Source organism: Diaphorobacter sp. HDW4A (assembly GCF_011305995.1).
Taxonomy (GTDB): domain Bacteria; phylum Pseudomonadota; class Gammaproteobacteria; order Burkholderiales; family Burkholderiaceae_C; genus Diaphorobacter_A.
Map to the genome: position 1 here is coordinate 5,676,586 of NZ_CP049910.1, position 24,656 is coordinate 5,701,241.

General features: G+C 62.6%; 18 protein-coding genes. 7 read left to right on the forward strand and 11 right to left on the reverse strand.

Annotated elements, in window-relative coordinates; genetic code table 11:
- Window positions 1–60 precede the first annotated feature (60 nt).
- The gene (locus G7047_RS25905; protein ID WP_166311194.1) at window positions 61–834 is read left to right on the forward strand and encodes a fimb protein; all 774 of its coding nucleotides are present in this window, start codon (window positions 61–63) and stop codon (window positions 832–834) included.
- A gap of 13 nt (window positions 835–847) precedes the next feature.
- Here the strand turns inward: G7047_RS25905 and moaC are convergent, their stop codons facing one another.
- Complete coding sequence (gene moaC, locus G7047_RS25910; protein ID WP_166311195.1) at window positions 848–1,375, reverse strand: cyclic pyranopterin monophosphate synthase MoaC; 528 nt, start codon at window positions 1,373–1,375, stop codon at window positions 848–850.
- A gap of 251 nt (window positions 1,376–1,626) precedes the next feature.
- Between moaC and G7047_RS25915 the strand changes: the two genes are divergently transcribed.
- Window positions 1,627–3,114, forward strand: coding sequence for a M48 family metalloprotease (locus tag G7047_RS25915; RefSeq protein WP_240939593.1), 1,488 nt, complete (start codon window positions 1,627–1,629; stop codon window positions 3,112–3,114).
- Here G7047_RS25915 and G7047_RS25920 read toward each other — a convergent pair.
- The 3 genes from G7047_RS25920 to G7047_RS25930 all read right to left on the reverse strand — a co-directional run bounded on the left by G7047_RS25920 (window position 3,073) and on the right by G7047_RS25930 (window position 4,973).
- On the reverse strand, window positions 3,073–3,429 hold the full coding sequence (locus tag G7047_RS25920) for a phage holin family protein (protein WP_166311196.1): 357 nt from the start codon (window positions 3,427–3,429) through the stop codon (window positions 3,073–3,075). The genes G7047_RS25915 and G7047_RS25920 overlap by 42 nt on opposite strands.
- A 90-nt stretch (window positions 3,430–3,519) precedes the next feature.
- Entirely contained in the window at window positions 3,520–4,026 is a 507-nt protein-coding gene (locus G7047_RS25925) for a hypothetical protein (RefSeq protein ID WP_166311197.1), read from the reverse strand.
- A gap of 209 nt (window positions 4,027–4,235) precedes the next feature.
- Entirely contained in the window at window positions 4,236–4,973 is a 738-nt protein-coding gene (locus G7047_RS25930; protein WP_166311198.1) for a TerC family protein, read from the reverse strand.
- A 536-nt stretch (window positions 4,974–5,509) separates the two neighbouring features.
- Here G7047_RS25930 and G7047_RS25935 point away from each other — a divergent pair.
- Window positions 5,510–5,929 carry a DUF3717 domain-containing protein gene (locus tag G7047_RS25935; RefSeq protein ID WP_166311199.1) on the forward strand — a complete coding sequence of 140 codons (420 nt, stop codon included), beginning with the start codon at window positions 5,510–5,512 and terminating at the stop codon, window positions 5,927–5,929.
- 55 nt (window positions 5,930–5,984) lie between these two features.
- Window positions 5,985–6,299, forward strand: coding sequence for a DUF2007 domain-containing protein (locus G7047_RS25940; RefSeq protein ID WP_166312267.1), 315 nt, complete (start codon window positions 5,985–5,987; stop codon window positions 6,297–6,299).
- Between the two features lie 11 nt (window positions 6,300–6,310).
- Here the strand turns inward: G7047_RS25940 and G7047_RS25945 are convergent, their stop codons facing one another.
- The 3 genes from G7047_RS25945 to purB are packed head-to-tail and all read right to left on the reverse strand — an operon-like array spanning window position 6,311 to window position 9,356.
- A complete protein-coding gene (locus tag G7047_RS25945; RefSeq protein ID WP_166311200.1) occupies window positions 6,311–6,871 on the reverse strand; it encodes a YaeQ family protein in 561 nt (186 codons plus the stop codon).
- Window positions 6,872–6,904: 33 nt separating this feature from the next.
- Entirely contained in the window at window positions 6,905–7,960 is a 1,056-nt protein-coding gene (locus G7047_RS25950) for an acyltransferase (RefSeq protein WP_166311201.1), read from the reverse strand.
- Window positions 7,961–7,976: 16 nt separating this feature from the next.
- On the reverse strand, window positions 7,977–9,356 hold the full coding sequence (gene purB / locus G7047_RS25955; protein WP_166311202.1) for an adenylosuccinate lyase: 1,380 nt from the start codon (window positions 9,354–9,356) through the stop codon (window positions 7,977–7,979).
- A gap of 214 nt (window positions 9,357–9,570) precedes the next feature.
- On the opposite strand from purB, the gene G7047_RS25960 reads away from it, so the two are divergent.
- Window positions 9,571–10,185: a glutathione S-transferase C-terminal domain-containing protein gene (locus G7047_RS25960; protein ID WP_166311203.1), complete on the forward strand. Its 615-nt coding sequence runs from the start codon at window positions 9,571–9,573 to the stop codon at window positions 10,183–10,185.
- A gap of 483 nt (window positions 10,186–10,668) precedes the next feature.
- Here the strand turns inward: G7047_RS25960 and G7047_RS25965 are convergent, their stop codons facing one another.
- The 4 genes from G7047_RS25965 to glnE all read right to left on the reverse strand — a co-directional run bounded on the left by G7047_RS25965 (window position 10,669) and on the right by glnE (window position 19,498).
- Window positions 10,669–13,740, reverse strand: coding sequence for an efflux RND transporter permease subunit (locus G7047_RS25965; RefSeq protein ID WP_166311204.1), 3,072 nt, complete (start codon window positions 13,738–13,740; stop codon window positions 10,669–10,671).
- A 12-nt stretch (window positions 13,741–13,752) separates the two neighbouring features.
- Window positions 13,753–14,886: an efflux RND transporter periplasmic adaptor subunit gene (locus tag G7047_RS25970; protein WP_166311205.1), complete on the reverse strand. Its 1,134-nt coding sequence runs from the start codon at window positions 14,884–14,886 to the stop codon at window positions 13,753–13,755.
- A 42-nt stretch (window positions 14,887–14,928) separates the two neighbouring features.
- Window positions 14,929–16,380 carry an efflux transporter outer membrane subunit gene (locus G7047_RS25975; RefSeq protein ID WP_166312268.1) on the reverse strand — a complete coding sequence of 484 codons (1,452 nt, stop codon included), beginning with the start codon at window positions 16,378–16,380 and terminating at the stop codon, window positions 14,929–14,931.
- Between the two features lie 304 nt (window positions 16,381–16,684).
- A complete protein-coding gene (glnE, locus tag G7047_RS25980; protein WP_166311206.1) occupies window positions 16,685–19,498 on the reverse strand; it encodes a bifunctional [glutamate--ammonia ligase]-adenylyl-L-tyrosine phosphorylase/[glutamate--ammonia-ligase] adenylyltransferase in 2,814 nt (937 codons plus the stop codon).
- Between the two features lie 139 nt (window positions 19,499–19,637).
- Here glnE and G7047_RS25985 point away from each other — a divergent pair, with 139 nt between their 5' ends.
- Window positions 19,638–23,804, forward strand: a complete 4,167-nt coding sequence (locus tag G7047_RS25985) for a YhdP family protein (protein ID WP_166311207.1) — start codon at window positions 19,638–19,640, stop codon at window positions 23,802–23,804.
- Window positions 23,801–24,616 (forward strand): carbon-nitrogen hydrolase family protein, encoded by an 816-nt coding sequence (locus G7047_RS25990; RefSeq protein WP_166311208.1) that lies wholly within the window; start codon window positions 23,801–23,803, stop codon window positions 24,614–24,616. Before G7047_RS25985 ends, G7047_RS25990 begins: the two co-directional genes overlap by 4 nt.
- Window positions 24,617–24,656: the final 40 nt, after the last annotated feature.

Here is a 24,656-nt window from a genome sequence, read left to right on the forward strand (position 1 = left end):
GAAAATTGGTTTTGAAAGAAAGAGCACTCTGTGCTCTTTCTTTTTTTGGATATGGACTAAATGAATAATCGATTTGGATTCGCCTTGAAGGTTGCGAGCATTCATTTGCTGTGTAGTTTGGTGATTGCCGTATTTCTATATATTTTGGTCTTTGAGGTATGGTTTCCTAGTCCATTGGATAGTTTGGTTGGAGGGGTCTCGCTTTTCTTAATTATCTTGTCGGTTGATTTGGTTTGTGGTCCAATGCTGACAGGGTTGTTGTCTAATCCGAGGAAGCAGAGAAAAGAACAAATATTTGATTGGGGTTGCGTTTCGGTAATCCAGATTTTGGCACTTGTTTATGGGTTGTTTAGCATAGCTTCCGCACGTCCCATCGCTGTGGTTTTCGAGGTTGATCGATTTGTTGTTGTTCCCTTTGCAAGTGTTCCGTCTGAGTTTTTAAATAAAACAGAGGGGCAATATAAAGAACTTCCTTGGACAGGTCCCAAGTGGGTTGGAGTACGGGATCCAATAAATAGTGACGAGCGGGTCAATAGTATTGAATTGTCGATGCAAGGCGTTGAGCCAAGCTTTCGCCCTAACTGGTGGCAGGATTTAAGGAAAAATCGCCAAGATATTCAGAATCGTGCAAAACCACTTGCTGATACATTTCAAGATCTAGACGGAGATTCGAGAAAGTTGGTCATGACGGCAGTTGGAAAAACGAAAAAATCGATCCATGAGTTGAAATATCTTCCGCTTGTGAGTGCGAAATACATGGATAGTTGGGTCGTGCTTTTATCCGAGGATGCAGATGTAGTTGGCTTTGCACCTATAAGTGGATTTCGAGAGTGATCTGTAAATTGAGTTAGGCAATCCATCTTCCAGATTTGCCGCCACGCTTTTCTAGAATTTTTGTCGCGTTTATTGTCATTGCTCTATCCGCCGCCTTACACATATCGTAGATAGTCAGTAGCGCAATTTGTACGGCTGCCAACGCTTCCATCTCCACTCCTGTTTGCCCCACTGTCTCCACCGTTGCCGTGCATTGCACAGCGGAGTCAGTTTCACGTATCTCAAAATCCAACGCTACACGCGTCAACGCTAGCGGGTGGCAAAGCGGAATCAAATCACTGGTCTTCTTTGCAGCCATAATCCCCGCGATACGTGCAATACCCAGCACATCCCCTTTTTTTGCTGTCCCCGACTGAATGATGGCAAGCGTCTCAGGGCGCATGCGAATTTCTCCAGTAGCAACTGCAACGCGATGCGTCACTTGCTTTCCTCCAACGTCAACCATATGCGCCTGCCCTTGCTGGTCGAAGTGCGTAAGTTGAGGTGCAGACTGCTGCTCAGTGGGTTGGTTCTTGCTGTTTTCGGACGAATCAGTGCTCATGGGGATTTCGAGGTTCGGGTGAGTAATCGGTGATCGAGGGGGCAACGCTCGCGCAGTGACGTCATTGCTTGGATCAAGCTTGTTTCTATACTTGTTGCATTTCGTGCGCAACCATTGCAGGCTCGAGACATCATACGTTCAGAGCATGCGGGTGGCGCGGGCTTTCGGTCTTTGACGGAGTGTGACGTTTGACTCTCAACAATTCACGTTTCATGGGGCGCGCTGGTCGGGCTTGGATGGCGGGCGTGCTGATGGCTTCCACGTTCGCAGTGAGCAGCGGCAGTGCCTGGGCCTTGGGGCTGCCTTCACTGGGTGATGGTCAGAATTTGACTACGCCTCAAGAACGCAAGCTCGGGGATCGGATCATCAAGGAGTTGTACCGTGATCCGGACTACCTGGATGATGCCGTGCTCACGGAGTACGTAAGCCAGATTCTGGCATCGCTGATGAAAGCCTCCGAGGAACGCGGTGAGTTAAGTGACGAGCTCAAGGAGCGCTATGCGTGGCAGATTCTGCTGGGGCGTGACAAGCAGGTGAATGCGTTTGCGCTGCCGGGTGGGTACTTTGGGGTGTATCTCGGGCTGATTTCGATTGTGTCGACGCGTGATGAGCTGGCTTCGGTGATGGCGCATGAGCTGAGCCACGTGACGCAGCGGCATATCGCGCGGTTGATCGAACAGCAGGGCAAGATGACGCCGTTGATGATCGGGTCGATGATTCTGGGGGCGCTGGCGGCGAGTCGCAGTCCGGATGCGGCTGCGGCGTTGATGATGGGCGGGCAGGCTGCGGTGGTGCAGAACCAGTTGAATTTTTCGCGCGACATGGAGCGCGAGGCGGATCGCATTGGTTTTGGGCTGATGAAACCTGCGGGCTATGCGCAGCAGGGCTTTGTGGGCATGTTCGACAAGCTGCAGCAGGCCAATCGCATTAATGACAACGGCAGCTGGCCGTATCTGCGCAGTCACCCGCTGACGACGCAGCGGATTGCCGACATGCATGCGCGCATCGGCAAGGAAGATGGCGCGGCGGAGCCGCCTGCCACACTCGATCATGTGATGATGGTGGCGCGCGCGCGGGTGCTCACCAAACCGGGTGTGGAGGTGCTGCGCCAGTACATCCACGAGACCAGAGATGTAGGGTTTGCCGACAAGTCGGTCAATCGGCGGGTGAGTGCGCTTTACGCGGCGGCGCTGAGTGGCGTGCAGTTGCAGGACTACGCTCAAGCGCGGGACGCGGTGGGCAAGCTCAAGCCTTTGGTGCAGGGCAATGCGCCTGCGCAGCGGCAGACGCTGCTGCTGGCGGCAGAGGTGGAGATGGCTGCTGGCAAGCCTGAGGAGGCCTTGCGTGAGCTGTCTGCGGATGCGCAGAAGATCACGGCGGATGTGGGTCGGCCGGAGCTGTTGGCGCGCACGCAGGTGATGCTGCAGTTGAAGCGCGGCGCGGAGATGACGGGCGTGCTGCAGACCTGGGTCGCGACGCATCCTCAGGATTCAGGTGCGTGGCTGGCGCTGTCGCGGGTGTGGAACCAGCAGGAGCAGCCGCTGCGTGCGATCCGTGCGGAGGCAGAGGCGCAGATGGGGCACTATGACTACGCGGCGGCACGGGATCGTTTCAAGGCCGGGCAAGATCTGGCGCGCAAGGGTGGCGGTGATTTCTACGATGCGTCGATCATCGACACGCGCCTGCGCGAGGTGGATTCACTTCTGAAGGAGCAGGCTTCCGATCGCAGCTTCAATTAGCATGCAGAGCACGGAATAGATCAGCGAGCCGATTAGCGCGGCCACGAAGCCGTGCACCTGAAAGCCACTGCCGAGCACGGAGCTGGCGGCCCAGAACATCAGCGCGTTGATGACAAAAAGAAAGAGCCCCAGCGTGACCAGTGTCACGGGCAGCGTGAGCACGACCAGCACCGGGCGCACGATCGTGTTGAACAGACCGATGACGGCGGCTGCAATCAGTGCGCTGGTGAAGCTGCGCACTTCGACGCCGCTGTAGATGTAGGCCACGCACAGCAGTGCGGAGGCGCAAAGCAGCCATTTGAGCAGGAGTTTCATGGCTTTGGAGAATAGCACCGACGCATGAAGGCCGGTGCATTGCTTCTTCGATACGGTCGATGTGGGCCGAGCGTGGTGTCGGCCCGTAGCTCATTCCACCGCGACGAACATCATGCAGAACAGACCCGCAAGCGTTCCGGGCAGGGCCCATGTGCGGCTTGGCTTCTTGACCGTGACGGTCGGGGCAGGGGCGTTGATCGCCGAGACAGCCGGTGGGTTCGGCACGAAGGCCTGCGGGGCCATTGCGCCTTCTTGCTTGGGGCGGCGCGCGTCGAGCAGTCGGGTCTGTGCGCCATATTGCTTCTGGAGTTGTTCCATCAGCTCGGGCAATGGCGTCTTGGCCAGCACGGTGCTCACCTGGGCATTGCCTGACTCAAGCCAGGGCAGCAGTTGCGCGAACAGCTTGTCGGCCCACTTGGCACGCCAGGATTCACGCGCGCTGTGGCTCACCCATTTGCTGATGCGGTGCGTCATACGAGGAGCGCAGGCCACCAGCACCCAGTGCGTGGTCTGGCCCGTGGCGCCTTGCGCGAGGGCGGGTTGAATGAGCTGACGCGCGTACTCGGCATCATCGACATACACAATCACGGTGTCCATGAGACCTCCTTGAAGTTGCTGCGTGGTGGGTGAAATCGTTGTGGTGGATGGGATTCAGGCGAACTCGCATGGCGAAATCCGGTGGCCCCAAACAGCAATACCTGCGAACGCAATATACAGAGGCATCCGCAGGTATCGGTCTTTTAGCACTGCAAATCAGGGGATTGGACGGTGCCCAGCCTCTGATTTAGCAGCGTATCGCGCGTCGGTCAGTGTGCGGCAGGCGTACCTTCACCAGCGGCCTTGCGCTTGGCGAGAATGGCCTTGCCGAGGCCCAGCACCAGCAGGGCACCGGCCACGCTGGCTGCGTACTTGATGGTGTCGGTCTGCGCGATCTTGAACATCCACTGCCACTTGTCGGGGTTGGCGAACACGGGGTCAGTCACGAGCATGCCGCCCGCAATCCAGCCCAGTAGCATGCCACCGGCGGTGATGATCATCGGGAAGCGTTCCATCAGCTTGATGACCAACTGGCTGCCCCAGACGATGATCGGGATCGAGATCAACAGGCCCAGCACGACCAGCAGGAACGAGTGTTCGCCGGCGTTCTGTGCGGCGCCAGCGATGGCGATCACGTTGTCCACGCTCATCACGAGGTCGGCGACGATGATGGTCTTGATGGCGGCAAGCAGACGGTCGCTGCCGGCGACATCGCCGTGGCCTTCTTCATCGGGTGCGAGCAGTTTGACGCCGATCCACACGAGCAGAATCGCGCCCACGGCCTTCAGGAATGGCAGGTTCAGCAGCGTCATCGCGAAGGCGATGAGCACAACCCGCAAGATGATGGCACCGGCGGTGCCCCAGATGATGCCCTTGGTGCGCTGCGCGGGCGGCAGCTTGCGGCATGCCAGTGCGATCACCACCGCGTTATCGCCACCCAGAAGGATGTCGATGATGATGATCTGACCGAGCGCGACCCAGAATTCGGGCGAAGTCAAAAAGTCCATAAAGTCCTCAACGTCAATGTTCAAAGGGCTCTGCGGTCTACTCATCGTAGCGCAAAGCCCCAGCCTGATTGGGAATTGAACTGATCGAGGTGAACTTGTCCTACACAGGCGCGCGACGGCGCTTGCGTGAAGGGGGCAGCAAACCTTGATCAGCCCAAAGGGGCCCATCAAAGGTCTTGCTCAGCCAGGTTCTTGACGTTGTTTTCACCTGTGCCCGGGCTGCCGGAAGCTTGCGCTTCGTATTGACGACAGACCGACAAGCCCGACACCACGCACCCGCATTCGAGTGAAATTCCCGTTTGTTGGCGTGATTTCGGGTTGGGAGCTACTCCCCTTCAATCCCGCAATTGGAACACAGTCAAATAGGCCCGCGCAAGCAGTGGCAAAGAACTTTTTTTGGGTGATTCCGAAATGAATGCCTTTGAAAGCATTTTGTGGCGGTTCTTGTGTGCTATGAAATTTACTTTAAAAGTAATCCCCGTGATTACCCTTAAGGCCTTGTTGACGAGGGAGAGGTCGTATCATTTCTGCCCCCTATGCGCTGTTCCAATACCTCCCATATCCACATCACTGACATCGAGGCGGCCATCAACCATTGGCGCCAGCGTGCGCCTGCGGATGCTGGTGCGGCGTTGGTGGAGGAGCTGGTCGCGCTGGCGGAGGTCTATGCGCACATGGTGTATCAGCGGCGCGATGAGATCGCCGAAGACGACATGCCGCCCGAGGCGATGTTTGCCTGGCTCGTGTGGTATGACACCACCATGGACACGCCGTGCATTGCGATCTGTTCCACGAGCCAGGGAGACGCCACCTGCAAGGGCTGCGGCCGCTCGTTTGCCGAAGTGCAGAGCTGGCTGGAACTGAGCCCGGTGCACAAGCGTAGCGTGTGGCGTCGCATCAGTATCGAGGGCACGGCGCTGCGATTCACCCGCTACAAGGAACGCGCAGGAGGCTGAGGCGGGGTGAGTGCCTGTTTACGCAGCACGTGTGAACGGCTATCGTGGGGCACATATGCTGCGTCTCGTGACCGCCCCCAATATCGTTCAGGCCAAAATCTGGTGTGACCTGCTGTGCGAAGCGGGACTTCCGGCGACCGTGCTGCGTGAGCATTTCGCATCGGTACACGGCCTGATGCCGCCAAGCGAATGCAATCCTGAAATCTGGCTTGAATACGAGGAGCACGAAATCGCTGCGCGCAAGCTGCTGGAGGACTTGGACCATCTACCGCAGCGAAAGTGGCAATGTCGCTGCGGCGAGACGGTCGAGGGCGGCTTCGAGCAGTGCTGGAACTGCGGGGGCTTCATGCAGCTTGGGCAGGCCCTGTAGCAGGCCTCACATCACTTCCAGCGGACCGGCTCGACCATCACGCTGCCCAGATTGCTGCTGAGCGTCAGCGTGTTTTCCTGAATCGTGGCCTGCAGCTGCATACTGCGCTCGGCCAGCTTCGCCAGTTCCTGCGATGCCTCGGTGGGAATGCGCCAGACCTGCACCTTGTCGAGACGCGAGAGCTTGTTCTCGATGCCCTTCCACCAGATTTCGGAGGCATGGTTGAACGGGTAGACGATCAGCGCATCGGTCTTGCTGCATGCCTTGGTGAGCGGCTTGTCTTCGGGCTGTCCGACCTCGATCCACAGGCGCTTGCGGCCGGTGAAGTCGGTGAGCGAGACGTCCGGATCTTCCACGTCTGACAGGCCTGCGCCGAAGGCGAGCGTGCCGTCGCCATTGCATGTGGCCTGCAGTTGGTAGGCGTTCAGGGCGAGGGCGACCAGACGGACCATCATGCGTTCATCGGTTTCGCTGGGGTGGCGGGCCAAGGTTAGTGCATGGTCGGCGTAGTAGCTGTTGTCGATGTCAGCAATGGCCAGATTGGCCTTGAAGATAGTGGATTTGATAGCCATGAGAGAGGGGAAATGGTCCGCAGTGGCGGGTGTCTATGCGACTGCTGGTTGAGTGAGAGGCCTGCGTTGGGGCTTCAGCGAAAGTGCGGGCCTTTCCACGAAATGCCAAGACAGCACGGCGAGCGTCAATGTGCCGATCAATGTGAGGGTCAAGGCTGCCGGATAGTCCAGTCGATTGGAAAATGCCCAGACTACGAGCTGCTGAATGGGAAATGCATAAATGTAGAGACCGTAAGAGAAGTCTCCGAAGCGTCCGGCATGGTGCAGGACAGGAGTGCATGCCGTTCCCCAGATGACTCCCAGCGATGCGACTATGAACAGAAGTGCCTGCCCCTTGACGACTGAGGGACCGAAGAAGTGCAGAGCGGTGAAAGCTGCAGTCACGATGATTGCGGTGAGAACGCGGTGAGAACTCCAGAGTTCGCGAAAACAGGCCAACGAGGAGCCCAAGGTGAACATTAGACTGTACTGCAGCAGGGGCGACCACTCGGGCGAAGGCTGGCCGGGTGCGGGGCTGTAGCGCCACTGAAGCAGTCCTGTCAGTAGCAGAAATGTGATGGGGGCGAACCATCTAGTCCGCGTCACTTGGACAAGACCCAATACAGCCAGTCCGACATAGCAAGTCACCTCCAGAGGAATGGTCCAGAGTGGACCGTTCATGCTGTTAGGTAACGGGTTGGTCTCGAAGACCCCCGGGAGGGTATATCTGATCTGCAACCAGAGATTGGAGAAATAGTCCCAGGTGATCGGGCTGCGCAGATATTGGGCAAGAGGAACCGTGGTGGTCAGTGGTCCGAGAATCAGGGCACATCCCAATACTGCAACACATAGCCCTGGCCAGATGCGCAGGGCTCGTCGCAGGGAGAAGCGCAACAGATGGGGGTCTGCCAGCCATGATCCGGTGACCAGATATCCGCTGATTGCGAAAAACAGCACTACCCCGACCGCTCCGGGTTCGTTCCCGTTGAGAATGAGCGGCACGGAGCGCCCCATGACTGAAAACTGATGACTCCAGATCACCAGTAATGCGGCTACCAACCGAAGCGCGTCAAAATTGTTGAAACGATGGTCTGGTGGGGGCACGTGCATGGAGCTGCGCCCAGGCTCAGACGCGCTTGGCCAGCTCGGCCGCCTTGCCCGTATAGCTGCCCGGCGTCATTGCCAGCAGACGGTCCTTGTCTTCTTGCGGGATGTCGAGCGACTTGATCAGCTCGTGCAGTGCCTCGGCCGTGACGGTCTTGCCGCGTGTGACTTCCTTGAGCTTTTCGTAGGCACCGGCCACGCCGTAGCGGCGCATCACGGTCTGGATCGGCTCGGCGAGGACTTCCCAGCTGTGGTTCAGGTCTTCGGCCAGCTTTTCTTCGTTGATTTCCAGCTTGTTCAGGCCGGTCAACAGTGAGTTGTAGGCGAGCACGGCGTAGCCCAGTGCCACGCCGATGTTGCGCAGCACGGTGCTGTCGGTCAGGTCACGCTGCCAACGGCTGACGGGCAGCTTCTCGGACAGGTGGCGCAGCATGGCGTTGGCCAGACCCAGATTGCCTTCAGCGTTTTCGAAGTCGATCGGGTTGACCTTGTGCGGCATGGTCGACGAACCGATTTCTCCGGCCTTGAGCTTTTGCTTGAAGTAGCCGACGCTCACGTAGCCCCAGATGTCGCGCGAGAGGTCGATCAGGATGGTGTTGGTGCGGGCCACGGCGTCGAACAGTTCGGCCATGTAGTCGTGCGGCTCGATCTGGATCGAGTAGGGCTGGAACGTGAGGCCGAGGCCCTCGGGTTCGTGGCTCTCGATGACCTTCTTGCTGAAGGCTTCCCAGTCAAAGTCGGGCCAGGCGGAGAGGTGGGCGTTGTAGTTGCCCACGGCGCCGTTCATCTTGCCGAGGATCTTCACAGCGGAGATGCGGTCGGCGGCGGTCTGCAGGCGCATCACGACGTTGGCGAATTCCTTGCCTACGGTCGTGGGGCTGGCGGTCTGGCCGTGGGTGCGGCTGAGCATGGGCACGTCGGCGAACTGACGGGCCATGTCACGCAGCTTGAGCTGGATGCGGTCGAGCGTCGGCAGCACGACTTTGTCACGACCAGCGCGCAGTTGCAGTGCGTGGCTGGTGTTGTTGATGTCTTCGCTGGTGCAGGCGAAGTGCACGAATTCAGCGGCCTTTTCCAGTTCGGGACGGGCCTCGAACCTGGACTTGATCCAGTACTCGACCGCCTTCACGTCGTGATTCGTGGTCTTCTCGATTTCCTTGATCGCGGCGGAATCGGCTTCGGAGAAATTGCTCACGAGGCTGTGAAGGTAACTGCGCGCACCGGCCGACAGCGGCTTGAATTCATCGAACCCGGCATCGGACAGGGCGATGAACCAGGTGATTTCGACCTGCACGCGGCGCTGCATGTAGCCATGCTCGCTCATGATGGGGCGCAGGTCTGCGAGCTTGGCGGCGTAGCGGCCGTCAAGGGGGGAGAGGGCGGTGATCGTGGACAGGCTCATAGCTCTCTATTGTAGGTCGCACGCCAAGGGCAAGGGTTGCACTGGGTTTGTGGGTGCCTGCGGGGGATGTGTTGTTGGCAGGGAACGCTCCGTTGTGGGCGGTACCTGTGGTTTGCACTTAGGTGTCTTGACGGAATCAAGACACACGTCAACTGGCCCTAGAATCGGTTTGTTGCCTTCATAGGTGACTGATTTTGATAGTGAAAGTCTGACCATGAAACTCATCGGATCCTCTACGAGCCCCTACGTGCGCAAAGTGCGCGTTGTGATGGCTGAAAAGAAGCTGGACTACCGCTTCCAGGAGGAGGCCGTATGGTCGGAAGACACCAAGATTTCCACCTTCAACCCGCTGGGCAAGGTGCCGTGCCTTGTGATGGAGGGGGGCGAAGCGGTGTTTGATTCGCGCGTGATCGTCGAGTATCTGGACACCCTGTCTCCCGTTGGTAAGCTGATTCCGTCGCCCGGGCGTGAACGCGCTGAGGTCAAGACCTGGGAGGCGCTGGCCGATGGCGTGCTGGATGCGGGCGTGCTTTCCCGCATGGAATCGACCTGGCCGCACCGCAAGGAAACTGAGCGCTCGCAGGCGTGGATTGATCGCCAGCACGGCAAGATCCAGGCCGGTCTGGCCGCCATGAGTCAGGGTCTGGGCGAGAAACCCTATTGCAGTGGGATTCACCTGAGCCTCTCCGACATCGCGGTAGGCTGTGCGCTGGGCTGGCTGGAGTTCCGCTTTCCCGCCATCGATTGGCGTGACGACCATCCCAATCTCGCGCGTCTGTATGACAAATTGATGCAGCGAACCAGCTTCAAGGACACGCAGCCTCGCTGATCGGCTGCCGCTGCGGCCTAAGGCAGCGAGTCCACAGTCCAAAAACAAAGGGCACCACCGCGAAAGCAGTGGCGCCCTTTGTCTTGAGAATAAAAAAGTCGCGAAGCGTCCCGAAACGAATTAAGAGAGGGAGGGAGGAGAAGCGCTTCAGGATTTCCAGTCAAACGCGATGTCTGAAAGGCTTCGCAACTACAAAACGGTACTGTTCTTTATTCAATAATTCGTCCATTTGGATGAACAAGTTTCGCATATAGATTAAGCCTTTACGCGAGAAGTTCCATCCAATTTTCACAAAAAAATGTAACCACTACCTTCGCATCCTCAAATGCCGCTGCGCCACTCTCAAGGGATACATCGAATATCGGACGAAACCCGTGGAAATGCAATCGCGGCACTGTCAGTCAACGCCTTGTCGGCACGTGAGTCTTGTGCGCAGATATGCAAGGTTACCCTATCGGTGGAGGCTTTGACTGAGTAGGAATACTAACTTGCCTGAGCATGTTTCTTGCGATTCAGTCTTCGCTTGAACCACTGCTCCAGATCGTCAATGTAGGTGAATATTGCCGGAATCACGAGCAGGCTCAGAACGGTCGAGGTGAGCAGCCCGCCAATCACCGCGGTCGCCATGGGCGAGCGGAAGCTCATGTCCGCGTCGCCTAGCGCCAGCGCGATCGGCAGCATGCCCGCGCCCATGGCGAGCGTCGTCATGATGATCGGGCGGGCGCGCTTGTGGCAGGCGTCGAGCAGCGCATCCAGACGGCTCATGCCGTGATCGCGGCGCGCGACGATGGCGTATTCCACCAGCAGGATCGAGTTCTTGGTTGCGATGCCCATGAGCATGATCAGCCCGATGAGCGAGGGCATGGAAAAGCTCTTGCCCGCGAGCAGCAGGCCGACGAACGCGCCTCCCAGCGACAACGGCAGGGCCGCCAGAATCGTCACCGGCTGCAGGAAGTCCTTGAACAGCAGCACCAGCACGATGTAGATGCAGACCACGCCGGTCAGCATCGCGAGGCCGAAGCTGGCGAACAGCTCGCCCATCATCTCGGCGTCGCCGATGTCGATCAGGCGCACGCTGGCGGGAAGCGACTGCACCGATGGCAACTGCTTCACCGCCTCCTGCACTTCACCCAAGCCTTGGGAGCCCAGCTCAATCTCGAAATTCACGTTGCGTGAGCGGTCGTAGCGGCTGATCACTGCGGGGCCGCCCGAGAGTTCGAGCGTGGCCACCTCGCCCAGACGTACCGGGCCATGTGCGCCGGGTACGGTCAGGCGTTCGAGCGTGGAGAGATCTTCGCGCGCTGCGTTGTCGAGCCGCACGACGATGGGAATCTGTCGCTGCGCCAGGTTGAGCTTGGGCAGGTACTGGTCGTAGTCGCCCACAGTTGCCACGCGCAGCGTTTCCGCAATGGCGTTGGTGCTCACTCCGAGATCGGCGGCGCGCGCGAAGTCCGGGCGCACGGCGATTTCGGGGCGCACGAGGCTGGCCGATGAGCTGACGCCGCCGATGCCGGGAATCGAGCGCACATCGCGCTCCACCGCGCGCGCAGCCTCGGCCAGCGCCTGCGGGTCTTCGCTGGCGAGCGCGAGGATGTAGCGATCGTTCGAGCCGCCAAGCCCGATCTTCACGCGCACGCCGGGCAGGTCCTGCATGACCGTGCGCAGCTTTTGTTCGATGACCTGCTTGCGCGGGCGTTCGGCGCGCGGGCTGAGCGTGAGCGTGAGCGTCGCCTTGCGCGGATCGGAGGTGGCGTTGCCCGCGAATGGGTCGGAGCCTGCCGAGCCGCCGCCAATCGTCGCGTAGACGCTGTCGACATGACCGACTTTCAGTGCGCGTGCGGTGGCCGCAGTGACTAGCTCGCGCGTCTCGGGCAGTTTGGTGCCTGGGGGCAGCTCCAGCGTGACTTGGGTCTGCTCGTTGTCGTCCGCCGGGATGAAGCCCGAGGGCAGCAACGGAATCAGCGCGAGCGAGCCGATGAAGAACAGCAGCGCTGCCAGCAGGGTAAGCACCCGGTGCTTGAGGCACCACTGCGACGCGCGCATGTAGACGGCGAGCCAGCGTGGTTCCTTCTCCTGCGCAACCAGCGGCTTGAGCAGATAGGCGGCCATCATCGGCGTGAGCAGGCGCGCGACGACCAGTGAGGCGAACACCGCAAGCGCCGCCGTCCAGCCGAACTGCTTGAAAAAGCGCCCGGCGATGCCGCTCATGAATGCGGTGGGCAGGAACACCGCGATCAGCGTGAAGGTGGTGGCGATCACCGCGAGGCCGATTTCGTCGGCTGCCTCCATGGCCGCCTGATAGGGCGACTTGCCCATGCGCAGGTGACGCACGATGTTCTCGACCTCCACGATGGCATCGTCGACCAGAATGCCGACCACCAGCGACAGCGCGAGCAGCGTGATGATGTTGATCGAGAAGCCGAGCAGGTGCATGCCGATGAACGCCGGAATCACCGACAGCGGCAGGGCCACGGCCGAGACGATGGTGGCGCGCCAGTCGCGCAGGAACAGCCAGACCACGACCACCGCCAAAATCGCGCCCTCGTACAGCAGGTGCATGGAACTGTCGTATTCGTCCTGCGCAATCGTGACGAAGTCGAACGCGCGGTTGAGTTTCAGGTCGGGGTGATCGATCTGCATTTGATCGAGCACCTTCTGCACGCCCGCGCCCACCTCCACCTCGCTCGCGCCGCGTGCGCGCGAGACCTCGAAGCCGATCACCGGCTTGTCGTTGAGGAAGGCGGCGGTGCGCTGCTCGGCCGTGGTGTCGGTGATGGTGGCGATCTGGTCGAGGCGGATATGCCGCCCGCCCGAGAGCGCAATGTCCATGGCCGCGATCTGGTCGGCCGTCTGTACCGTGGCCAGCGTGCGCAGCGGTTGCTCCTCGCCGCCGAGCTCGGCCCGCCCGCCCGCGCTCTCGAGCTGGGTGGCGCGCAACTGGCGCGAGACGTCGGCCGCCGTCGCGCCCAGCGCCAGCATGCGCTGCGCGTCGAGCGCCACGCGCACCTCGCGTGTCACGCCGCCCACGCGGCTCACCGCGCCCACGCCGGGCACGGCGAGCAGGCGGCGGGTCAGCGTGTCGTCGACGAACCAGGACAGCGATTCGTCATCGAGCTTGCTCGATGAAATGGTGAACGCGAGGATCGCCTGCGCCGACAGCTCCAGCTTGTTGACGATGGGGTCGCGCAGATCAGCGGGCATGTCGGCGCGCACGCGCGAGACGGCGGAGCGCACGTCGTCCACGGCTTCCTGGACGGGCTTCTCGAGGCGATATTCGGCCGCGATGATGGCCGTGCCGTCGGTCAGCGTGGTGGTGATGTGCTTGAGGCCCTGGGTGGTGGCGATGGCGTTCTCGATCTTGCGCGCCACGTCGCTTTCGAGCTGGCCGGGCGCAGCGCCGGGCAGCGAGGCGGTGACGTTCACCACGGGCAGATCCATATCCGGAAAGCTCTGCACCTTCATCGCGCGAAACGACAGCAGCCCCGCCAAAGTGAGGAGCACGAAGATCATCGCAGCCGGAATCGGGTTGCGGATGGACCAGGCGGAAAGATTCATCGCTCTGATCCTTTATTTGGCGACAGGCTGCACACGCACCAGATCGCCGTCGTTTAGAAAGGCACCGCCGCGCGCGACGACAGACGCATCGGGCTTGAGGCCCGAAGTGATCTCCACCGTTTCGCCCGTGCGCTGACCGGTCTGCACCCGCACCATGCGCACATGGTTGTCGCCGACGAGTTCGAACACGTTGCTGAACCCGTCGCGCACGACGATGGCGGAGGACGGCACGGTGATCGCGTTGCGTTGACCAAGCACGAACTCGCCACGCGCGAACATGCCGGCGCGGATGTCCGCATGCGCGGGCAGGTCCACGTAGACGATGGCGTTGCGCGTCTGTGCGTCGACGGTCGGTGCGATGGTGCGTACCTTGCCTTCGACTTGCGCGCCGCTCGCGGCAGTCAGGTTGACACCACCGCCCACTTTGATGCGTGGAAGCTCACTTGACGCGACCTCGGCACGCCATTCGAGGCGACCCTTGCGCACCATGCGGAACAGCTCGGTGCCCGCGCCCACCACCGCACCCACGGTGGCAGTGCGCGCCGAGACCACGCCACTGTCGGGCGCGAGCACGGTGGTGTGCTTCATACGCAGCTGCTGCGCGTTGAGCATGGCCTGCGCGGCCTCGACGCGGGCCTGGCCAGTCTGTGCGGCCGTCGTGTATTGCTGGATTTGTTGGGCGCTCAACGCGCCGGACTGGCTCAGCGTGCGCGCGCGCTCGGCATTGGCCTGCGACTCGGCGGCGCTGGCCTTGGCTTCGAGCAGATTGGCGCGGGCCTGCGCGACGTCTGCCTGAATGGTTTCGCTGGCAAACGTCGCGAGCACTTGCCCGACTTTGACCGTGTCGCCCACGTTCACCCGCACGTCGGTCAGGCGCAGGCCATTGCTTTCCGCGCCTATGCTGGCCTCCTGCCAGGCGGAGACATTGCCGTTGGCGGGCAGGCGTGCGGCGAGGTCGGCGGCGCTCGGACGCACGACGGACACCGTCAGCGCGGGGCGGGGCTCACTGGCGCTGGCCTTCTTGTCGTCGGCGGCTTGCGAATCATCGCTCCAGACGAGTGCACCGGCCGCGCCGAGCAGGGCAACGAGCGCCAGTGTGACGGCGGTGAGGGGAAGGTAGGGAATTCGGGAGAGAAAGCGCGGCATGGCAAATCGGTGGGTTGATCGGTTAACGCGTTTCGGTGCGAATCAATGGGTCGGCGACGCGGTGACAGCCGTGATGGCTGTGGGGACAGCCGGGTCTTGCGCATTCACGTTCCAGCCGCCACCGGCTGCGCGGTAGAGCTGAATCCAGGCGCTCATGCGCTCCTGCTCGAGGGTCACCAGCGCGAGCTCGGAGGCCAGCGCCGTGCGGCGGGCGTTCTCCAGATCGAGCTGGCTGGCGAGGCCGCCCTTCCAAAGCGCTTGTGTGGCGTCGAGCGAGCGCTTGTACCCCGCGGCGGCGTTCTGCGCGTCGGTGCGGCGTTCGCTGGTGCTGGCGAGCTTGGTGAGCGCTTGCTCGACCTCGCTCACCGCCTGCCTGACTTGCCCGCGATAGCTCACCGCTGCCGCGTCGTAGCGCGCCTTGGCGGCCGTCACCTGCGCAGCACGTCGGCCGCCGTCGAACAGCGGCAGCGACACCGCCACCGGGCCGATGGTCCAGATGTTGGAGCTGCCGCTCAGGCTGTCCGTGCCGAGGTACAGCCTGCCGATGGAGCCGCCGAGGGAGAGGCGCGGATAGCGCTCGGCCTCGGCGCTGCCGACATCGGCGCTCGCAGCTGCCACCTCGCGTTCGGCGGCATCGACGTCTGGGCGCTGCGCGATGACCTGGGCGGGAAGGCTGTCCACGGTGAACAGGTCGTCCGGCAGCGGCGCTGCAGGTGACTGAGCGAGCGCTGTGCGCAAGGCGGCCTCGTTGCGGCCGGTCAGCGCGACCAGCGTCTTGATGCCGATGTCGCACTGCAACTGCTGTTGAGTCAGGCGCACGCGGCCATCGGAAAAGCTTGCAGCCGCCAGGGCGGCATTGGCGGGCGCGGTGAAGCCCGCGCGTTCGCTTTCGTGCGAGAGCTTCGCGGTCTGCTCGCGCGATGCCACATCGCCCTGCAGCACGGCGACCTGCAGCGCGCAGTAGCGCCAGCCGGTGTATTGGTTGGCGACTTCGGCGGCGACCGACACACGGGCGTCATGCCACTTGGCGCGCGAGCCCTCGAGCCGCTCGCCTGCGGCGTCGGAGGTGGCGGAGTCCCTGCCGAACAAGTCAATCTCCCAGCCCGCCTGCAGGCCGATCTGCGCGGTGGTGGCGATGCCTGCGGTTTGCTGGTTGAAGCCCCGGCTGGCGTTGGCCTGTGCGTCCAGCGTCGGCAGCAGCGCGGCGCGCGCGGCGACCTGTGTGGCCCGGGCCTGCTCGAAGGTCGAGCGCGCCTGGGCGATGCTCGGGCTGGCGGTCTGGGCCTCGTGGATGAGTTCGGCGAGCAAGGGGTCGCCCGCGCTGCGCCACCAATCTTCGAGCTGCGCAACACTGCCGTTGTGCGGAAGCGGGGCGTGCCATTGAGTCGGCACAGGTGCCTCGACCTGCGCGGGCGGACGCTGAACGGCGCAGCCTACCAAGGCGAGTGGCAACGAAAGAGACAGAGCCAGATGCTGCAAGCGGATTCGCGGCATGGATGAGACGTCTTGGAATGCGCCCTCGTGAGGCGACTGCAGAAAGAAAACGGTCTGGCGCGCGCGGAATGGGAAGTCAGTGACCTCGTCCATTCAAACATCGATCGAACGAAGGTTCGTTCAATCCGTTTGCGTGCAAGTCTGCTGGACCGGTGAGCAACGCATTAGAGCATGAATGCCATGCAACATTCCAGCGCACCCGCCGCTGGTTTGGTGCAGCGCAGGCAAGGGCGTTGCCGCTGAGAGATCTTGTGAGTGAGGCGCCGGAAGAGCGCCTCACTTTCATTGCCTTCTGAAGGGCCGCTCAACGGAGGAAGACGGCTTGCCAGAGCGCCAGAATCGCGTCGCGTTCGGGCACGAGTTCGTCGTCGAGCACGCGCGTGGGTTCTTCGTTCAGACGTGCGCGGTGCTGCACGTGGCGCAGCGTGCGGTACGCATTGGCGGCCGCAGTGCCGACGCCCACAGGCAACAGGCCAGCGGCCTCGGCGCGCTGCAGCAGGGCGATGTTGCCCTTGTTGTCGCGCAGGCCCGGATGCGCATCCGACTGCGACAGCACGAGGTACTGCACGGCGAACTCGGCATCGACCATCGCACCGTGACTGTGCTTGACGTCGAACTCGCCGTGCGGCACCGGATGGGCGCTGCGCACGCGATCTCGCATGGTGACGATCTCATCCCGCAGCGAGGCGCTGTCGCGCGGCGCAGTGATCACGGCCTCACGCACTGCGTCGAAGCGCTCGCGCAGATGCAGGCCTCCGTGGGGCTCGTCCTCGGTGACGGGGTTGCCCTGAGCGTCTTGCGGCACGAGGTCCTCGGTGCCGAGCACGAAGCGCGCGCGCGTCATCGCCTGATGTTCCCAAGTCCAGGCGGTATTGCTGCCACGCTGGGTCTGGTAGTCGGCATAGGCCGCAAAGCGCGTGACCAGCAGGCCCGAATTTCCGTTGGGACGCAGGGCAGTGTCGATCTCGAACAGGTCGCCCTCGCCAGTCTTCACCGACAGCCAATTGACCAGCTTGCGCACGAAGGAGGCGTAGATCTCGGAGGCGTTCTCGTCGTCATCGTCGAACACGAAGACGATGTCCAGATCGCTGCCGTAGCCCAATTCTTTTCCGCCGAGCTTGCCGTAGCCGATGATGGCGAACTGCGGCGTCTCGCGGTGCTTGTTCTTGAGGCGCGACCAGCACCAGCGCGCGGTCACGCGCAGCACGCAGTCGGCAAGCGCGGAGAGGTCATCCGCAACCTGCTCGACCGTGATGCGGTGCTCCACGTCGCGGGCCAGTGTGCGGAAGGTTTCCGCATGGTGGGCGCGGCGCAGCAGGTTGAGCAGGTTCTCGTCGTCGTCCTCGCCGGTCGAGCGCAGGGCGGCCAGGCGCAGTTCGAGTTCATGCTCGAAATCGGCAGGTACGAAGCGCTCCGACATCAGTGCGTCGCTTGCGAGTTCATCGATCACGCCGGGGTGCTGCAGCATGTAGCGCGCAGGCCATTTGGCCGAGCCGAGCAGGTGCAGCAGGTGCTCATGCACCGAAGGACGCTCCAGCAGCAGCGCCAGATAACTCTCGCGGCGCAGCAGCGGCTCCAGCCATTCGACGAAGCGCACGGCGGCGGCCTCGTCGGTCGTGCCTTCGCCGATCCAGCGCGCGGTGCGCTGTGTGAGTCGGTACAAGCGAGCACGCGCTTCGTCGCGCAGGCCTTGCACGCGCTGGCTGGTGCGCCACGCGGCCACGCGTTCACGCATCTTCGGGGGGAGCAGTTCGAGCAGCGTGTCCAGCTCGGGGGCAGGTGCGCTCGCTCCTGCGGCGCGCGGGCCGCCGCAGTTGCCACCGGCGCATTTTTTCTTCTCGGCCTCACCGCCGAGCAGGGTGTCGAACTCCTGGGCGACCAGCTCGCGGTGCGTGTCCAGCTCTTTGAGGAAGTCGCTGCACTCCACGCCCATGGTCTGGCCGATCCAGCACAGATCGTCGTCGGAGGTGGGCAGCACATGGGTCTGCTGGTCGTCGAGATATTGAATACGGTGCTCGACCTTGCGCAGGAACACATAGGCCCGCGCAAGCGCATCGGCGGTTTCTTGCGGCATCAGCCCGGCGCGCGCAAGACGCTGCAGGGCTTCCAGCGTGGGGCGGCAGCGCAGCTCGGGAAATTGTCCGCCGCGCACCACCTGCAGCAGCTGCACGGTGAATTCGATCTCGCGAATTCCGCCGCGCGAGAGCTTCACATCGTTGGCGCGCTCGGGGTGACCGGCGCTGCGTTTGGAGGCGTGGTCGCGGATCTGGCGGTGCAGCGAGCGCAGTGCGTCGAACACGTTGTAGTCCAGATAGCGGCGAAACACGAACGGCAGCACCACGCCACGCAGCGCCTGCACATTGGGCGTGGACAGGCAGGCGCGTGGGGCGACGACGCGGCTCTTGAGCCAGGCGAAACGCTCCCATTCGCGGCCATGCACTAGCAGATATTCTTCAAGCGCCGACAGCGAGACGGCCGACGGGCCGGAATTCCCGTTGGGGCGCAGCGCCAGATCGACGCGGAACACGAAGCCGTGCTCGGTCGTGTCGCCCACAAGGCCGTAGATGGCCTTGACCGTCCGGGCGAAGTACTCGTGGTTGGAGAGTTTGCCGCGTCCATCGGGCTGACCGGCGGTGTCGCCGTCGTGCTCGTAGACGTAGATGAGGTCGATGTCGCTCGACACATTGAGTTCGCGCGCGCCGAGCTTGCCCATGCCGATGACCCAGAGCTGCACCGGCTCGCCATTCGGGCCCTGCGGGGCTCCGTGGCGGGTGTCGAGCTCGGCCCGCGCGGCGAGGCATGCGCGGTCGAGCGCGAGTTCCGCCAGGTGGGTGACAGGCAGGCAGATGTCTTCGAGCGGCGCGCCCTGCTCGCAATCGAGCCGGATCAGTCGCTCCATGACGATCTGGCGCAGGATGCGCAAGGCCGCACCCAGATCATGGCCTTTGGCGATGAGGGCATCGCAGGTCTGGGCCATGGTCTCGCGCGTGGGAACACCGGCGGGCAGAAGGGCCATTTCCGATTCGTAGCGCCGGTGCAGGCGCTGGAAAAAGCGGGAATGTTCTGCGAGATGGCTCTGGCCATCGATGGGGGTCAAATCTGAGGAGGGCTTCTGCATTTCAGGCTGGCGCAACGCGCACTGTCACAGCATGAGCGCAACCGGCAGTCTCTGCACGGCTGTACATCACGACACCATCTGTGCAGAACTCAAGGAGACAGGGCGGGTCATAATTCCACACACAAATCAACCTTTCGCCATGACCGAGCAGCCCTCCCATCCATCCCGCCTGCTGCATTTTCTTGCAGGGTTTGCGCGATGGTCGCTGGGGCTGCTGCTGGCTTTCTGGCTATTGGTCGCTGTCGCCTGGGGCTTGCTGCACGGCTTCATTGTGCCGCGTATCGGAGAATTTCGTCAGCAGGTACAAACCCAAGCCGAGAAGGTGCTGGGGGTACCGGTGCGAATCGGTGGTCTGGCCGCTCAGAGCGAGGGGTTGATACCCACGCTGGAGCTGTCCGACGTCCAGTTGCTTGACCCCATGGGTCGTGAGGCATTGAGGCTCCCGCAGGTGGTCGTGGCGGTGTCGCCGCGCTCGCTGCTGCGCTGGGGCTTCGATCAGCTCTATGTGAAAGCGCCCGAACTCGACGTGCGCCGCGACGCGACCGGCCGTATCCATGTGGCGGGCCTGCCGATCACAGGTGGCGCGGGCGGCGACGACGGCGCGGCGCTCGAATGGCTTTTCTCTCAGGGCGAGGTCGCCATCCTGCATGGCAAGGTGCGCTGGACGGACGAGCTGCGCGAGGCGCCACCGCTTGAGCTCACCGATGTGAACCTGGTGCTGCGCAATGGTGCCTGGCGGCATCGCATGCGGCTCGACGCGACGCCGCCCGAGGGCTGGGGCGAGCGCTTCTCGGTGCGCGGCGTGTTCCGCGAGCCGATCTTGTCGACCCGGGGCACCAACTGGAAGAACTGGAGCGGCCAGCTCTATGCCGACCTGCCCAACGGCGACGTCTCGCGCCTCAATGAATATGCGGACCTCGGCGCGCTCACCGTCGGCGAGGGTGAGGGCGCCGTGCGTGCCTGGATCGATGTGCGGCGCGGCAAGATCACCGGTGGCATGGCAGATGTGGCGCTCAAGGAAGTGCGTGCCACACTCGGCAACAAGCTTGAGCCGATTGCACTGAAGTCGGTCAAGGGCCGCGTGGGGGCACAGCAGTTCGACAACGGCTTTGAGGTGAGCGTGCAGAACCTCTCGTTCGTGGCCGCCGACGGCCTGAGCTGGCCCGACACCACACTGTTCTTCCGTCAGACCGGGGCCGATCCCAAGAACCCATCGCTTGAGCAAGGCGAGCTGCGTGCCAGCCAGCTCAATCTCGCGGTGCTGGCGCAGATCGCGGACCGCCTGCCGCTGGGCAAGGCGGTGCACGATCCCCTGCGCCAGATTGCGCCGCGCGGCGTGGCCCGCAATGTGCAGGCGACTTGGCACGGACCGCTCAGCGCCCCGCGCCAATATCAGGCCAATGGTCTGATCGAGGACCTCTCGATGGGCAGCACGGCCAAGGGCGAGCAGGGCGGCTCCATGCCCGGCATCGCCGGTGCGCGGGTGCAGTTTGCGCTGACGCAGGCAGGGGGCAGTGCAACATTGGCGATCAACGACGGCGCGCTGGTGTTCCCCGGCGTGTTCGAGGAGCCTGCGATTCCTCTTCAGCAGCTCGCTGCCAATGTGAACTGGACCATCGACGGCGAGCGCATCGGTGTGGACGTGCAGAACGTGAAGTTCGCCAACGCCGATGCGGCGGGCGAAGCGCGCGCGAGCTGGCACACGGCCGATCCACGCAAGTCCTCGTCGGGTTCGCGCTTTCCGGGCGTGCTCGACCTCTCGGGCAGTGCCACGCGCGCCGACGGCACGCGGGTGCACCGCTATCTGCCGCTCGGCATCCCCGAGCACACGCGCCACTATGTGCGCGACGGCGTCAACACCGGTGTGGCGACGGGCATGCAGTTCAAGGTCAAGGGCAATCTGCACGATTTCCCGTTCAGCAAGCCGGGACAGGGTGATTTCCGCATCGCGGCCCAGGTCAAGAACGTGAACTACACCTATGTGCCTGCATCGCTGCAGGCGGCGGGCGAACTGCCGTGGCCGCAGCTCACGGGGCTGTCCGGCGAGTTGGTGTTCGACAGATCGAGCATGCAGGTCAAGAACGCCAACGGCACGCTCGGCGGGCTGGCGACAGTCAAGGTACGCAATGCGAATGCGGAAATTCCCAATCTCGATCACCCCGTCGTCGGGGTGGACGCGCAAGCCTTGGGGCCTTTGGCCGACATGCTGGGGCTGGTGCGCAAGTCGCATATCACCCAGCTCACAGAACACGCGCTCGATCAGGCGGTGGTGACTGGCAATACGGAGCTTCGGTTGCAGCTCAGCCTGCCGCTGGACCACATCAACGAATCCAAGGTACAGGGCAATGTGAAGCTCGTCGGCAACGATGTGCAGTTCACCCCCGATGTGCCGCAGATCACGCAGGCGCAGGGCTCGGTGCAGTTTTCAGAGGGCGGTTTCTCCATCGTCGGCGTGCAGGGGCGTGCGCTCGGCGGTGATGTGAAGTTGGAGGGCGGAATGCGCACCCTTTCCGCAAGTTCCTCCCCGTCACCGCAGCCGCTGCCAGCGGGGCAGAAATCCATCGTGCAGGTGCGCGCTCAGGGCACCGCCACGGCCGAGGGGCTGCGCGCGGTCGCGCCTGCGGGGCCGCTGGCTGATCTCGCAAGTCACGCGACTGGCACCACACCGTATTCGGTGCAGGTTGGCATTCGCCGTGGCGTGCCCGAACTGCTGGTCAATGCGTCATTGCAAGGCATGGCCATCGATCTGCCCGCGCCGCTTGGCAAGTCCGCGCAAAGCGCCATGCCGGTGCGTTTCGAGACGCAGCTCACGCCGCAGTCGGTGGATGCCGCTGCCACGGTGCCACTGCAGGAACAGCTCACGGTCGATGTTGCCAACGTGGGCGGCGTGCACTACGTGCGCCAGTTGGGCGATGCCAACCAGCCCGGCAAGGTGCTGCGCGGCGCGATTGGGGTGGGGCTGCCTGCGGGGCAGGTGCTGCGACTGCCGGAGTCCGGTGTGACGGCGGAGCTGGTGCTGGGCGACGTGGATGCGGGCCCTTGGCATGCGCTGGCGAAGACGGCGACCGACAAGTCCACCTCTTCTACTTCTTCCTCTTCGATCGCTACTGCAACCGATCCCGAGCTGCAGGGCTACCAGCCTTCGCGCATCAACGTGCGCGCCCAATCCATCGCCTTGGGGGGGCGCACGCTGCATCAGGTGGATGCGAGCGTGACACGGCAAAAGGATCTGTGGCGGGTGAACGCCAAGGCTGACGAGCTGAGCGGATTGATCGAATACCGCCTCGCGAGCGACTCCGTACCAGCCCCGGGGCTGATCTATGCGCGGCTGGATCGGCTGAAGATTCCGCAGTCGCAGGACACTGCTGCCAGCACCAATGATCTGCTTGATGATCAGCCACGCACCTTGCCTGCGCTCGACATCGTCGTACAGGACTTCGAGATTCACGGCCGCACTCTCGGCCGCATCGAGGTGTTAGCGCGCAATGCCAGTACCAATGACGGGCGCCGCGAATGGCGGCTTGCGCACCTGAACCTGATCACGCCCGAGGCCACCTTCGCTTCCAGCGGCAACTGGGCGCTGCTCGGCGGAACGGGTGCCAACGCGCAGCGGCGCACGGTGATGAATTTCGAGCTCGACGTGCGTGATTCTGGCGATTTGCTGGCGCGCTTCAACATGCCCGGTGTGGTCAAGCGCGGCAAGGGCAAGTTGAGCGGTCAGGTCGCCTGGCTGGGCGCGCCGCTGTCGCCAGATTACCCGTCGATGACCGGGCAGGTGCATGTGGACATGCAGGCCGGGCAATTTCTCAAGGCCGATCCGGGATTGGCCAAGCTGCTCAGCGTGCTGAGCCTGCAATCGATTCCGCGTCGCCTGACGCTGGACTTCCGCGATGTGTTCAGCGAAGGGTTCGCGTTTGACTTCGTGCGCGGCGACCTGCACATCGATCGCGGCGTTGCCACCACCAACAACCTGCAGATGAAGGGCCTGAACGCGGCTGTGCTCATGGAAGGCAAGGCCGATCTGGAGCACGAAACGCAGGACCTGCGCGTGGTCGTGGTGCCTGAGATCAACGCGATGACGGCGTCCCTCGTCGCCACCGCGATCAATCCGGTGATCGGGCTTGGCAGCTTCCTCGCGCAGGTGTTTTTGCGCGGTCCCCTGATTCAGGCCGCGACGCAGGAATTCCGCGTCGACGGTACGTGGTCTGATCCGCGTGTGGAGAAGGTCAAGCGCAGCAAGGCGGCGGCGGGCCAAGCAGAAAAGTCCGCCGATGCACGGCACGAGTCAACAGGAGAGACGCAATGAAGATTGCCGCGATTCAGATGGTGTCGGGCACTGGGCTCGAGGCCAATCTCGCCACCGCCCGCAGACTGCTCGAAGAGGCCGCAGCACGTGGCGCGGAGCTGGCCTGCCTGCCCGAGTATTTCTGCGTGATGGGCCACAAGGACACCGACAAGTTCAAACTGCGCGAGGAGTTCGGCCGGGGGGCCATCCAGCAGTTTCTGTCGGATGCCGCACGCGAGTTGGGTCTCTGGATCGTCGGCGGCACGCTGCCCCTGCGCGCACCCAGCGAAGAACATGTCTACAACACGACGCTGGTCTTCGCGCCCGATGGCGCATGCGTCACTCGCTACGACAAGATTCATTTGTTCCGCTTTGACAGTGGCAGCGAGCATTACGACGAAGCGCGCGTGATTTCGCCCGGCACGCAGCCGATTCGCTTTACTATCACGGCCCGCGATGGTTCGGCTTGGCGTGTGGGGCTGTCGGTCTGCTACGACCTGCGCTTTCCCGAGTTGTACCGCGCGCATGCGCGTGCGGGTGTGGACTTGCTGCTGGTGCCGAGTGCCTTCACTTTCGTGACCGGCAGCGCGCACTGGGATGTGCTGCTGCGCGCGCGGGCGGTGGAAAATCTTGCTTACGTGCTTGCGCCCGCGCAGGGCGGCGTGCACGAGAATGGCCGTCGCACTTGGGGTCATAGCATGTTGGTCGACCCGTGGGGCACGGTGCTGGCGCAGCGCGCGCAGGGGGAGGGCGTGGTGATAGGCATGCTTGAACACCGTCAGCTGCGCGAAATGCGTGCGCAACTTCCTGCGCTCGATCATCGTGTTCTGTAGACAGTTGGTTCGTCGTTTGAATTGGCTGATGCCGCATCCA